This is a genomic window from Myroides sp. A21, from assembly GCF_000807225.1.
Lineage (GTDB): Bacteria > Bacteroidota > Bacteroidia > Flavobacteriales > Flavobacteriaceae > Flavobacterium > Flavobacterium odoratimimum.
Genome location: NZ_CP010327.1, coordinates 1,276,461 through 1,289,715, shown reverse-complemented (window position 1 = coordinate 1,289,715; position 13,255 = coordinate 1,276,461). Strand labels below are relative to the sequence as shown.

The window sequence follows — 13,255 nt, the reverse complement described above, 5'->3', positions numbered from 1 at the left end:
TATGAGTACAAGCACACAAACATTAAAAGAACGTTGGGACGCTCTAAAGGTGACCAATCCACATATTAGAATACGCAATGCAGCCAAAGAACTTAACGCTAGTGAAATGGAACTGCTTGCTACACAAATAGGAGAATCTGTTACAAGATTAAAACCTGAATTTGAAGCCATACTATCTGAAGTAGAAACTTTAGGAAAAGTAATGGCACTTACACGTAATGACGAATGTGTACATGAGAGAAAAGGTGTGTATGCTAACCCTGATTTTAGTAGCCCTCACGCTGGTTTATTCGTTAATCCTGATATTGATCTAAGAATATTCTTAAGCCACTGGAAGAAAGTATTCGCAGTAGTAGAGAAAGCAGGAGACAAAGACAGAATGAGTTTACAGTTCTTTGGTAAAGACGGTGAAGCTATTCACAAGATTTATTTAGTACCTCAGAGCAACGAAGAAGCATTCCATGCGTTAGTAAAAAAATATACTTCAGAGAACCAATCAACTGAAGAAACAACAGAACCTTACTTACATAATCTAGACGAAAGATTAGATGAAGAGATAGATGTAGAAGGATTCAGAACAGAGTGGAAAGAACTAAAAGATACACATAACTTCTTTTCACTATTAAAGAAATACAACCTAACTCGTACCCAAGCATTAAGATTAGCTCCAGATGAGTACTACGCTAAGCAGATTACTAAAGATGCTATCGTAACCTTGTTAGAAGGTGCTTCAGAAGCTCAGACACCTATTATGGTCTTTGTAGGGAATAGAGGTAATATCCAGATTCACACAGGTGAAGTAAAAAGAACGATGTGGCATCAGAACTGGTACAATGTACTAGACCCAGACTTCAATATGCACCTAGATATGGATAAAATAGCACAGACATGGATAGTGCGCAAACCAACAGAAGATGGTATCGTAACTTCTGTAGAAGTATTCAACGAGATTGGCGAAATCATCGTCCAGTTCTTTGGTAAGAGAAAACCAGGAATACCTGAATTAGAACAATGGAGAGAACTAGTTGCTAAACTAGCTTAATATACTAAAAAGTGGAAGGCATACCTTCCACTTTTTTTATTTTCAGTAGGTGCCCTTCTATTCAACAGAAATAGAAAATTACATATTTTTTAAGACTATTCTGTAAAAACTAGGAATAACAAAATGGCATTAAGACAATATCATCACAATAAACCTACTCTTAAATGATATCACCATAAAATCGACAATCACAACATTTCAACAAATAATAGTTATCAACAGATGTTTAATAACTAATTATGATTTTCAAACATTTTATATTGATTTAGTTATTAGTAAACAGTAAATTAGCTAAGATAACTTCGTCAATCTTATCTACTTACACACAAGGCTATCGCAGTGTTCACAAGTGTTCATCACTTTTAAAAAGTACACTCACTTGACGTTTTAACTAGAAGAAGGTTATCCTAATTATATAATCTAATAAAATTAAGCTATGTCGATTTTTGATAAAAGAGTAAACTACAAACCGTTTGAGTATCCTGGAATTTACCAATTCACAGATGCAATTAATAAATCATTTTGGGTACATAGTGAAGTTGACTTCACAGCTGATACACAAGATTTCCACTCACACTTAACGAAAGAAGAACAACTAGCTATCAAGCACAGTTTATTAGCTATTGCGCAGATAGAAGTTGCGGTTAAGACCTTTTGGGGAAACTTATACTTACACTTCCCTAAACCAGAATTTAATGGACTAGGAAGTACATTTGCAGAATGTGAGTTTAGACACTCAGAAGCATATTCTAGATTATTAGATGTATTAGGATATAATGACGAGTTCGAGAACTTATTAACTGTACCTGTTATTAAAGAAAGAGTTGAATACTTATCAGAAGTATTAGAGAACTCTGGTAACTATACTGACCGCAAAAAGTATGTAGTATCTCTTATCTTATTCTCTTTATTGATTGAGAACGTATCTCTGTTCAGCCAGTTCGCCATCATCTTATCTTTTACTCGTTTTAAAGGACTAATGAAGAATGTGAGCAACATCATTGCATGGACATCAGTAGACGAGCAAGTACATGCTAACGCAGGTATTTATATCGTTAATGTGATTAGAGACGAGTTCCCAGACTTCTTTGATGATGAGTTAATCAATCATGTGAATGAAGTAATCCATAAATCTATCGAGATTGAAAGCAGAATCCTAGACTGGATATTCAGCACAGGAGAAATAGAAACGGTAAACAAAGCAGATCTATTAAACTTCATGAAGTTCAGAGTAGACGAAAGTATGCAAAAGATCGGCCTTAAAAAGGTATTTAATATCACCCACGAACAATACAAACCAATGGCTTGGTTCGAAGAAGAAGTGTTCGCAAACAGTTTAGATGATTTCTTCGCTAAGAGACCTGTTGACTATACTAAGCACGATAAGAGTTTCTCTGCAGACGACCTATTCTAAACCAAAAAATTCACTATCAAAAAAATCTAAAAGAATTCTATGAACAATTTCTCATTACCATTATTGACAGAAGACAACGATAACCTAACAGAAAAACTTTGGTGGAAAAACTCCGAAAGTGAACAAATCCTTAATAGAGGATACTTGCTTAAAGGAGAAACAGTAGAAGGTGCTATCGACCGTATCGCATCAGCTGCTGCCAGAAGACTGTATAAACCCGAATTAAAAGAATCATTCCAAGAGATGATAGAACGTGGATGGATGAGTCTGAGCTCTCCTATCTGGGCTAATATGGGTACAGAGAGAGGTCTGCCTATTTCTTGTTTTAACGTACATATTCCAGATGGTATAGAGGGAATCACACACAAACTTGGTGAAGTAATTATGCAAACCAAAATTGGTGGTGGTACATCAGGTTACTTTGGAGCGCTTCGTGAGAGAGGAAGTGCTGTAACAGATAATGGTAAGAGTAGCGGCGCTGTAAGCTTTATGAAGTTGTTCGATACAGCGATGGACACCATATCACAAGGAGGGGTACGTAGAGGTGCTTTTGCAGCATACCTAGACATAGACCATCCTGACTGTGAAGAATTCTTAAATATAAAAAACATCGGTAACCCTATTCAGAACCTATTCTATGGAGTATGTATACCAGACTACTGGATGCAAGAGATGATAGACGGGGATAGAGAGAAGAGACAGTTATGGGCTAAAGTACTAGAGAGTCGTCAACAAAAAGGTATGCCATACTTATTCTTCTCTGATAACGTGAATGGACATAAACCACAAGTGTACAAAGACCTAAATATGCGTGTAAACGCAAGTAACCTTTGTTCTGAAATCATGTTGCCTTCATCTGATGACGAATCGTTCATCTGTTGTTTATCTTCTATGAACCTAGAGTTATACGACGAGTGGAAAGACACAGAAGCTGTTAAACTAGCGATCTACTTCTTAGACGCAGTACTTCAAGAGTTTATAGAAAAAACAGAAGGAAACTACTATTTAGCTGCTGCTAATCGTTTTGCTAAACGCCATAGAGCATTAGGTTTAGGAGTACTAGGATGGCACTCATACTTACAGAAGAATATGATCCCATTCGAAGGACTACAAGCTAAAATGCTTACGAATCAAATATTCGATAATATCAGTGCTAAAGCGGACAAAGCGTCTCAAGAATTAGCACGCATCTATGGTGAACCAGAAATCATGAAAGGATATGGTAGACGTAACACGACTACTATGGCTATCGCTCCTACTACATCATCATCTGCTATCTTAGGACAGACTTCTCCAGGTATAGAACCTTTTAGTAGTAACTATTACAAAGCAGGACTATCTAAAGGAAACTTCATGCGTAAGAATAAATACTTAACGAAGTTACTAGAAGAAAAAGGTCTAGACAACGAAGAAACATGGAGAACTATCATGCTTAACGGTGGTAGTGTACAGCAGATAGAAGGTCTTACTGAAGAAGAAAAAGCAGTATTCAAGACATTCAAAGAAATCAGTCAACTTGAAATCATACAACAAGCTGCTGTAAGACAGAAGTACGTAGACCAAGCACAAAGCTTAAATCTAAACATCCCTTCTGCTCTACCGATCAAGGAAGTAAACAACCTAATGATCGAAGCGTGGAAACTAGGAGTTAAAACATTGTACTACCAGCGTAGTCAGAGTGTCTCTAAAGAGATGGTAACTAACCTAGTGACTTGTAGCAGTTGCGAATCTTAAGAACTCAATCTAAATTATCTTATAATCTATAAAGAGAGAATCTTCACACAGAGGGTTCTCTCTTTTTATATCCCTACTCTTCTACCTCATCGTAGTATACAGTATGTCAAAGAACGTATGAACTATAATTCTGTAGACAAAACTATCACTTCATACTTTCTTTATTCTCTACACTGACTTTTATGATTGTATATGCATACTTCTAGCCTATTATGGTCGCATAAAGTGGGACACATACCACAGCATCATATAGTACCTTTTAAGCCAATATCTCTTACTAAAAGCAACTATATAAGTAATTGTCGAAAAACAGCATATTAACACCTCTAAACACGCTCTGTGCAATACCCTTTTCTTATTTACTCACTAGCAGCAATACACAATAGCAATTCAGCTATACTGACATTTAATTGCAGTATAAAAATACGAATACTAGTAATCTCTTAAAATATAGTTAAAAAAACAACACTTTATACCCTCAAACACTAAAACACAGCACGTTACATTTTTTGGCACGATATATGAAATATACTTTGTACAACAAAAACAACAAACTTTCTTTTTCTTAAGCGACCTAGCTCCCCCAATAGCTAGGTCGTTTTTATTATCATACCTAACCAATATGACCATAGCATTTAATAAATGCAAAAAGAGACTGCCTAAGGCAGTCTCTTTTATATTTGACCAAGTATAAAAAACGTGAAATTAAATTTCAAATCCCATAGATACTCCTAATTTACCAGCAATTACTTTTGCTACCTTAGATTTTAACTCAGGTACTTTTACAGACTCCATTACTTCATCTGTGAAAGCATACATTAGTAATGCTTTTGCTTCTTTCTTAGGAATTCCTCTTTGACGCATATAGAACATCGCATCTTCATTAAGCTGCCCTATAGTACATCCATGCGAACACTTCACATCATCAGCGAAGATTTCTAACTGTGGTTTAGCATAGATATTAGCTTTTTCACTTAGTAAGATATTATTACTCTGTTGGAAACCATCTGTTTTCTGTGCTATTTTATCTACATAGATCTTACCATTAAATACTCCTGTAGAATTACCATCATAGATACCTTTGTAGTTCTGGTGGCTCTCACAGTTAGGTTGGTTATGAGATACTAATGTGTAGTGATCCACGTGTTGTTTATCACTGATTAGTGTCACACCTTTTAACGTACTATCAATGCGCTCTCCGTCTTGATAGAAGTTTAAGTTATTTCTAATCAACTTACCTCCGAATGAGAAAGTATGAACAGAAACTCTACTCTCTTGCTTCTGAGTAATATATGTATTGTCTACTAGTGTAGCTTCTTCATTATCATTCTGTAACTTATAGAAATCTACGATAGCACGTTTATGCGCTACGATCTCAGTTACAGCATTAGTAAGTACAGTAGAGTTAGTCAAGTTCTGATGTCTTTCTACGATCTGTACATGAGCATTCTCTCCTACTACTACTAAGTTACGAGGTTGTACTAACAGAGCTTTATCCGCTACCGTAGAGAAGTATATAATCTCTATCGGCTTAGCCACTACTTTACTCTTAGGAATATTAATAAATGCTCCCTCAGTAGCAAAAGCTGTGTTTAACGCCGTCATACTATCTGTCTTATCAGCCGTATTGTTATAAAAGGCATCGATCACCATTTTATATTTAGGCTTAGTCAGTGCAGATGACATTAAACATACGTCTAAACCATCATGAGTAGTAGATGATAAATGAGAACTGAACACTCCATTGATAAACACCAATTTATACGTGTCAGAATCACTTAAGAAGTATTTCTTTACATCTTTATACTCTATCGCTGTCTCCTCTTTCTGTAATACGCGAAATTCATTCTTTAAAATTGAATTCAATGAAGTGTACTTCCACGCTTCTACTTTCTTAGTAGGAAATCCTTTATCTTCGAATGTCTTTAATGCTTCTAAACGAATATCGTGTAAACCTTCATGTTCACCTTTTAAACCTTGTTCAAAAGCCACAAAAGACGTAATTAATTTATCTTTAAGCTCCATAATTCTTTCTTTGCAATTAGATTAAAATGATTGATTCTTGAAATCTAGTATTCTTACTTCTCTAAAGAAGCTTTGATCCAATCGTATCCTTTTTCTTCTAATTCCAATGCCAATTCTTTACCTCCTGTCTTAACGATTTTACCATCGTATAATACGTGTACGAAATCTGGCACGATATAGTCTAATAAACGTTGGTAGTGCGTAATTAACACTACTGCGTTATCTTCACTTTTTAGTTTGTTCACTCCATTAGCTACGATACGTAGAGCATCGATATCTAGTCCTGAGTCAGTCTCATCTAGGATAGCTAACTTAGGCTCTAACATAGCCATCTGGAAGATCTCATTACGTTTTTTCTCACCACCAGAGAATCCTTCGTTAAGAGAACGAGATAAGAACTTTCTATCGATCTCTAATAACTCCGCTTTCTCCTTGATTTTTTTCAACATCTCGTTCGCAGGCATTTCTTCTAATCCTTGTGCTTTACGTGATTCGTTGATTGCTGTTTTCATAAAGTTAGTTACAGAAACACCAGGAATCTCTACAGGATATTGGAACGATAAGAACACCCCTTTATGAGCTCTTTCTTCTGGTCCTAATTCTCCTAACTCTTCTCCTTCTAAAAGAATCTCTCCTTCAGTAACTTCGAATGCTTCATTACCAGTGATCACAGATGATAATGTACTCTTACCAGCACCGTTAGGTCCCATGATAGCGTGTACTTCACCAGCTTTTACTTCTAAGTTAATTCCTTTTAATATTTCTTTATCTTCAACACTTGCGTGTAAATTTTTTATCTGTAACATAAATTGTCTTATTTAATTTTGTTGAGGTAATCTGATTTTTTGAACTCTTTAGTTTAGGCGTAGATTAACCTACACTTCCTTCTAAAGAAATCTCTAATAATTTTTGTGCTTCTACAGCGAACTCCATTGGCAACTTATTCAACACATCTTTAGAGAATCCATTAACGATAAGTGCAATCGCTTTTTCTGTAGGAATACCACGTTGGTTACAATAGAAGATTTGGTCTTCACCAATCTTACTAGTTGTTGCCTCATGCTCAATCTGAGCAGTAGTATTCTTAGCCTCGATATAAGGGAATGTATGAGCACCACACTCATTACCCATTAATAAAGAGTCACATTGAGAGAAGTTACGAGCATTCTCAGCTCTAGGTCCCATATGAACCAATCCTCTATAACTATTTTGAGATTTACCAGCAGATATACCTTTCGAAATAATAGTAGACTTCGTATTCTTACCTAAGTGTATCATCTTAGTACCTGTATCCGCTTGTTGGAAATTATTCGTCACAGCGATAGAGTAAAACTCTCCGATAGAGTTATCCCCTTTTAATATACATGATGGGTACTTCCATGTCACAGCAGATCCTGTCTCTACTTGTGTCCACGAGATTTTAGCATTCTTCTCACATAGACCACGTTTAGTCACGAAGTTAAATACTCCACCTTTTCCTTCACTGTCTCCAGGGAACCAGTTCTGAACAGTAGAATACTTAATCTCAGCATCATCCATAGCGATAAGCTCTACTACAGCAGCGTGTAATTGGTTCTCGTCACGTGATGGTGCCGTACATCCCTCTAAGTAAGAAACATAACTACCCTCATCAGCGATCACTAATGTACGCTCAAACTGACCTGTACCAGCTTGGTTAATACGGAAGTATGTAGACAACTCCATAGGACAACGAACACCCTTAGGAATATAACAGAATGAACCATCAGAGAATACTGCAGAGTTCAGCGCCGCATAGAAGTTATCTGTCTGTGGTACCACAGTACCTAAATATTTCTTCACTAACTCTGGGTGAGTCTTGATCGCCTCAGAGATAGAACAGAATATAATACCTTTCTCAGCTAGAGTATCTTTAAATGTAGTCGCTACAGACACAGAGTCCATCACGATATCCATCGCTACACCAGTAAGACGCTTCTGTTCGTTAAGCGAAATATCAAGTTTATTAAAAGTCTCTATCAGTTCTGGATCCACCTCATCTAAGCTCTTATACTCATCCTTCTTCTTAGGTGCAGAGTAGTAAGATATAGCTTGAAAATCAGGTTTAGTATAGTTCACATTAGCCCATTCTGGCTCCACCATCGATTCCCAAATACGGAATGCTTCTAATCTCCAATCAGTCATCCACTCAGGCTCACCTTTCTTAGCAGAGATCGCTCTAACAATATCTTCATTTAACCCAACAGGAAATGTCTCTGACTCTATATCTGTATAGAATCCATACTCATACTCCTTGGTTTCTAATTCTTTCTTTAAATCTTCTTCTGTATACTTACTCATATATTTATACTTAAAAGCCACTACTTTCTCGTACGCTTCTTTTATTAAACTAATTATCAAAAGGAAAGAAAGACAGACGTACATCCGCCTTTCTACCTTGAGGTCTTATAATGAAAAGCTTTCTCCACATCCGCAAGTTCTACTTGCATTTGGATTGTTGAAATAAAAACCTTTACCGTTCAATCCTCCAGAATACTCTAAAGTCGTTCCTACTAGGTACAAAAAGCTTTTCTTATCCACAGCGATTCTTACACCATTGTCTTCGAAAACCTTATCGTCTTCTCCTATCTCGTGATCAAATTTTAATTGATACGAAAGTCCGGAACATCCTCCGCTAGTCACTCCTACACGTACATAATCTGTAGTATGGTTAAACCCTTCATCTTCCATCAAAAGGGCCACGCGTTTACTCGCTATATCTGAAACTTTTATCATACCTTTTTTAAAATAGATTAGTTCTAAAATTTGATTTACAAAGGTATTATAAAAAAATGGTTTCTTGTACTAACTAACATATTTATAACGATTAGAAGTTTTAATACTAATATCGATAAAAACTATCGTTAGAACTCCTTTTTTGATATTCTTTCCTAACTACTTTAGTAAAAAACCTACTGAAAACTAATCACTTAATTCGATTATTTTGCTCTACTAAAATACTTTATTGCAAATATTGTACCTTTAATTATACTATTCAAGGACATTTAAAAGAATGTATTGAACAAATCAAGGCAATATTTTTTCAAAAAGACAAAGTTATCCTTTATCAATAAAATATAAAAGCGAAAAATAACAAATCTCTATCTCTAAATATCCATTAAAAAGAAGAAGTCCCCCTCCCCCCATATCAAACAACCCCAATCAATGTAGAGACAGATCATTCGTGTCCAAAAAGTAGGTCAGTTAATTGTATCGTCAATAAAGTAGAGACGGATTATCATCCGTGTCAAATAAACAAATCATCATCCAAGTCAAATAAACAAATCATCATCCAAGTCAAACAAACCCAATCAATATCAAAGTAGAGACGGATTATTATCCGTGTCACCCAAAGAATTTAAAAAACTACATTAAACACGAAAAGGATAGATATAAATCAATATTAATAAATTGTAAACATTTAATATACATATCAGTAAGGATTGCTTTTTGCTATGTTTAATCATAAAAAAAATTATGAATAAGAAGTTTAAAGGCGTGTATAATAGGTCTTCAAATAGAGCTAAATGGTGGGACTATACAAATGATGGGACATATTTTATTACTATTTGTACAAGAGATATGAAACATTATTTTGGGTATATATTTCAAGATAAGATGTACTTAAATGATTTAGGGAAATGTGTTTTAAATTGTTGGTTCAGTATCCCTCATTATTACCCATTTGTTGTTTTGGATGCATTTATTGTAATGCCAAATCATGTGCATGGTATCTTGCATATTAATAGAGGTAATTATAATACTAAGAAAATTGATAATAACAAGGAATTTAAAAGCGTATCTGGAAGTTTAGGAAATATAATAAAGGGGTTTAAAGTTGGAGTAAAGAAAGATGCTAAAAGTCTTGGTATAGCGTTCTTTTGGCAAGATGGATATCATGACCATATAATCAGAGCAGCTTCTGCATATAATAATATTGCTAATTATATTCATACTAATCCTTCACGTTGGAATAAGGACAGGTTTTATAATGAGTTTTGATATTGTTATTTTGTTTGACACGGATGATAATCAGTGTGTACATTGATATGGCTACTTTCTGGACACGGATAATAATCCGTCTCTACTTTAATTACAATACAATTCTAAATTCTTCATTAACTATCGCCCTCTTTTGCCCTTTTTGGTTAATATTGGAGAGATTGCCTTGCTTTGGTCATTTCATTTAAGCATAACCAACTATTAATAAGCACTTTATATCGTTTTATTCAAAAATTGTTCGGAAGCTGTTCGGTAATAAGCAGTGTTTACTTGGGATAAGTACCCTTTTACCGAACCGTACTAAATCTCTACCCGAAGCATCTATATACTAGTATCACTTCCTTAGATAACCGATTAGATCCTCTGCTATACCAAGGTCAGTGACAGACTTTTGCAAAAAAGAGAGACTAGGAGAAATAATTTTAGTAATTTGCACCTAACTCAAATAAACTAAAACAATTATGAAACTATACGCTATAGAAAGTGGCAACTTTAAACTAGACGGTGGTGCTATGTTTGGCGTTGTTCCCAAAGTGATTTGGAACAAAACCAACCCTGCTGATGCTAATAACCTCATCGACTTAGGGGCTAGACTACTCCTTATCGAAGAGGGCAACAGACTGATCCTTATCGATACGGGTATGGGAAATAAACAATCTGATAAATTCTTTGGTTATTATAATCTATGGGGTGACCATAGCATAGATAAGTCTCTAGCTAAGCATGGCTTTCACAGAGATGATATCACAGATGTATTTTTGACACACTTACACTTCGATCACGTAGGAGGTGCTGTAAACTGGAATAGTGATAAGACAGGATATGTAAACGCTTTTAAAAACGCGAAGTACTGGACGAATGAGAATCACTGGGAATGGGCAACTAAACCGAATGCGAGAGAGAAGGCTTCTTTCTTATCAGAGAACATCCTTCCTATACAGGATAGCGGTGCACTTCACTTCATCCCAAAGGCTCAAGGAAACATACTGCACAACTCCGAATTAGGCTTTGATATCTTCTTCGCAGATGGACATACTGAGAAACAAATGATCCCTATACTGAACTATAAAGGCAAAAAGATAGCTTATGTAGCCGATCTACTGCCTACAGTAGGACATATCCCACTTCCTTATGTAATGGGATACGATACAAGACCCCTGCTAACACTAGACGAAAAAGAGAAATTCTTAAAGATGGCAGCTGATGAGAATTGGTATTTGTTCTTAGAACACGATGCTCATAATGAAATCATCACTGTGCAACATACTGAAAAAGGAGTGAGACTAAATGAGAATTTAAAAGCTAATGAAATCTTAATTTAGTGTTAAGTACACTTTCAAGATGTAACTTATTTATATTTTTAGCACGAATAACATTGATAATTTAAATTTAACTATAATGCGATTGATTAAACCTTTATACCTATCAGCTGCTTTAGCATTAGCTTTAACTAGCTGTGGTACAACGAGTACGATTACCAATACACCGATCTCGGGTGTAGATAATCTACCGAAGAGAACAACAAAACTTACAGAAGAACAATTACGCAGATGGAGTCATTTAGACATCATTAATGATACTGTTCCTGGAATGTCTGTTGACAGAGCGTATGAAGAAATTCTTAAAGGAAAGAAATTACCTAAGAAAGTAATTGTAGGAGTTGTGGATTCAGGTGTTGAGATTGATCACGATGATTTAAAGACTCAAGTTTGGACAAACCCTAATGAAATAGCGGGTAATGGTATCGATGATGATAATAATGGATACATCGATGACATCCACGGGTGGAACTTCTTAGGACAGTCTGTACACGAAAATGTAGAGATGGTACGTGTGATCCGTAGAGGTGATGATGGTTCTGATCAGTATAAAAGAGCTGTGAAGGAATACGACGAAGAGGTAAAAAGCAACCAAGAGAGCAAACTACGTGTAGATATGTTATTGCGTGCAAATGAGCGTATCGCAAAATACCTAGATAAGAAGGACTACACAATGGATGACTTAAACAGCATTCCATTAGACGCGACTGAAGAAATCATCCACTCTAAAAATGTTATGTATAATATCTTAGCTGGTGGAAGAGAGTTGTCTTGGTTAGAAGCTTACAAAAACAGTGTAGAAAGTAAAGCGAAACACCACTTAAACTTAGAGTTCGACGGTAGAAAGATAGTAGGTGATGATCATACAGATATCAATGATAGAATCTATGGTGATAACAACGTGATCGGACCTGTAAGAGAAGAGGCTAAACATGGTACTCACGTAGCTGGTATTATCGCTCAGACTCGTGGTAATAACTTAGGTGGAGACGGTGTAGCATCTGACGTAGCAGAGATCATGGCTGTAAGAGCTGTACCTGATGGAGATGAGTATGATAAAGATATCGCATTAGGTATCAGATATGCAGTAGATAACGGTGCTAAAGTAATCAACGGAAGCTTCGGTAAATACTATGAAGAAAACAGTCAGTGGGTACGTGACGCTATTAAATATGCAGAAGAGAAAGACGTACTTATCGTAGTAGCTGCAGGTAATGATGCTATGGACTTAAACATCCCTGGAGGTGTAGAGCGCTACCCTAACGATAACGTAAAGATGGGACCAGAGATCTCTAACAACTTCTTAGTAGTAGGAGCTCTTAACCCAGAGTTTGGTAAAAATATGGTGGCTCGTTTCTCTAACTATGGTGATTATGATGTAGACGTATTCGCTCCTGGAGTGAAAATTTATGCTACTGTACCAACGAATAGTTATGAGTACTTACAAGGTACTTCTATGGCTTCTCCTAACGTAGCAGGTGTTGCAGCATTAGTGAGAGCTTATTACCCAGAGTTTACAGCTGGAGAAGTGAAGAAAATCATCATGGACTCAGGTGTAGCAGTAAACTTCGACGTAGTAGTAGGTGAGAAAAAAGAAATCAGAAATTTCCAATCTATCTCTACTTCTGGTAAGTTTGTAAATGCGTACAATGCATTATTATTAGCTGAGAAATTATCAAAAGCTAAAAAATAAAACTTGTA

The 13,255-nt window shown here is 35.8% G+C and carries 10 protein-coding genes; 6 read left to right on the top strand and 4 right to left on the bottom strand.

Going from position 1 to position 13,255, the window contains the following annotated elements:
- Position 1: 1 nt before the first annotated feature.
- The 3 genes from MYRA21_RS05940 (at position 2) to MYRA21_RS05930 (ending at position 4,190) form a co-directional block, all read left to right on the top strand.
- The gene (locus MYRA21_RS05940) at positions 2 to 1,042 is read left to right on the top strand and encodes a hemin-degrading factor (protein WP_006257884.1); all 1,041 of its coding nucleotides are present in this window, start codon (positions 2 to 4) and stop codon (positions 1,040 to 1,042) included.
- A gap of 436 nt (positions 1,043 to 1,478) precedes the next feature.
- Complete coding sequence (locus MYRA21_RS05935; protein WP_006257885.1) at positions 1,479 to 2,456, top strand: ribonucleotide-diphosphate reductase subunit beta; 978 nt, start codon at positions 1,479 to 1,481, stop codon at positions 2,454 to 2,456.
- A 39-nt stretch (positions 2,457 to 2,495) separates the two neighbouring features.
- Complete coding sequence (locus MYRA21_RS05930; RefSeq protein WP_006257886.1) at positions 2,496 to 4,190, top strand: ribonucleoside-diphosphate reductase subunit alpha; 1,695 nt, start codon at positions 2,496 to 2,498, stop codon at positions 4,188 to 4,190.
- 705 nt (positions 4,191 to 4,895) lie between these two features.
- Here MYRA21_RS05930 and sufD read toward each other — a convergent pair.
- The 4 genes from sufD to MYRA21_RS05910 all read right to left on the bottom strand — a co-directional run bounded on the left by sufD (position 4,896) and on the right by MYRA21_RS05910 (position 8,969).
- Complete coding sequence (gene sufD / locus MYRA21_RS05925; protein ID WP_006257887.1) at positions 4,896 to 6,215, bottom strand: Fe-S cluster assembly protein SufD; 1,320 nt, start codon at positions 6,213 to 6,215, stop codon at positions 4,896 to 4,898.
- Positions 6,216 to 6,268: 53 nt separating this feature from the next.
- Positions 6,269 to 7,021, bottom strand: coding sequence for a Fe-S cluster assembly ATPase SufC (sufC, locus tag MYRA21_RS05920; RefSeq protein ID WP_006257888.1), 753 nt, complete (start codon positions 7,019 to 7,021; stop codon positions 6,269 to 6,271).
- A 64-nt stretch (positions 7,022 to 7,085) separates the two neighbouring features.
- Positions 7,086 to 8,534, bottom strand: a complete 1,449-nt coding sequence (gene sufB / locus MYRA21_RS05915) for a Fe-S cluster assembly protein SufB (protein WP_039330406.1) — start codon at positions 8,532 to 8,534, stop codon at positions 7,086 to 7,088.
- A 105-nt stretch (positions 8,535 to 8,639) separates the two neighbouring features.
- Complete coding sequence (locus tag MYRA21_RS05910) at positions 8,640 to 8,969, bottom strand: iron-sulfur cluster assembly accessory protein (RefSeq protein WP_006257890.1); 330 nt, start codon at positions 8,967 to 8,969, stop codon at positions 8,640 to 8,642.
- Positions 8,970 to 9,710: 741 nt separating this feature from the next.
- Here MYRA21_RS05910 and MYRA21_RS05905 point away from each other — a divergent pair.
- The 3 genes from MYRA21_RS05905 (at position 9,711) to MYRA21_RS05895 (ending at position 13,247) form a co-directional block, all read left to right on the top strand.
- Positions 9,711 to 10,235, top strand: a complete 525-nt coding sequence (locus MYRA21_RS05905; protein WP_006257891.1) for a transposase — start codon at positions 9,711 to 9,713, stop codon at positions 10,233 to 10,235.
- Between the two features lie 461 nt (positions 10,236 to 10,696).
- Positions 10,697 to 11,557, top strand: a complete 861-nt coding sequence (locus MYRA21_RS05900; RefSeq protein ID WP_006257892.1) for an MBL fold metallo-hydrolase — start codon at positions 10,697 to 10,699, stop codon at positions 11,555 to 11,557.
- A 76-nt stretch (positions 11,558 to 11,633) separates the two neighbouring features.
- Positions 11,634 to 13,247 carry a S8 family peptidase gene (locus MYRA21_RS05895; RefSeq protein WP_006257893.1) on the top strand — a complete coding sequence of 538 codons (1,614 nt, stop codon included), beginning with the start codon at positions 11,634 to 11,636 and terminating at the stop codon, positions 13,245 to 13,247.
- The last annotated feature ends 8 nt before the right edge of the window (positions 13,248 to 13,255 follow it).